Below are 644 nucleotides of genomic sequence, written 5' to 3' on the forward strand. Positions count from 1 at the left end.
CCGCCGCTGGAACTCGTGGTGCTGCACCCGGACTACGCGGTGGTGAAACTGCCGATGACCGCGGTCGATCCGCTGCGGGACATCGGCGAGGAGTCGGTGGGTGCGGCCGCGTTCATCTGGTCGACGGTCCCGGACCGGGGCGGCCCGCGGGACGCCTTCAACGTCTACCAACTGCTGCATGAATGGCAAGATTTCAGCCATCGTCTGCACGAGGCGGGACATCAGCCGTACTGCCTGGTCTGGCCCTGACGGGGGCCTGCGGCACAGCATTCCGGCCCTGAAGGGGGCCTGCGGCACAGCAGGAGGAGGACGGGACCCGTGGGTCCCGTCCTCCTCCTGCTGTGCCGGCACACGGTGTCGGCGGCGCGCCCCGGGGCCCCGGGGCGGCGGCTCAGACCACCGGTGGGCGGCCCAGGCGTGCCATCAGCCACACGGTGCTCCACCGCATCGGGCGCCGCTCGCCGCAGGGCGTGCGGACGCCCTCGGCGAAGCCGCCGAACCAGGCGCGCAGGCCCGAGCCCGACCGGGTGCGGGCCAGGGTCAGGGCGGTCCACGACCCGAGGTAGAGCGGCACCAGCAGCGCCGGGAGGTTCCGCTTGGCGAGCCAGACCCGGTTGCGGGCCGTCATCCGGTAGTAGACCCCG

At 73.0% G+C, this 644-nt stretch carries 2 pseudogenes; one reads left to right on the forward strand and one right to left on the reverse strand.

The features are described from left to right. Positions 1–249: pseudogene (locus EAO77_RS36405) on the forward strand (hypothetical protein); the annotation flags it as partial. Positions 250–391: 142 nt separating this feature from the next. Here the strand turns inward: EAO77_RS36405 and EAO77_RS36410 are convergent. Further along, positions 392–644, reverse strand: a pseudogene (locus tag EAO77_RS36410) (glycosyltransferase family 2 protein); the annotation flags it as partial.

Source organism: Streptomyces sp. T39, from assembly GCF_008042045.1.
Taxonomy (GTDB): domain Bacteria; phylum Actinomycetota; class Actinomycetes; order Streptomycetales; family Streptomycetaceae; genus Streptomyces.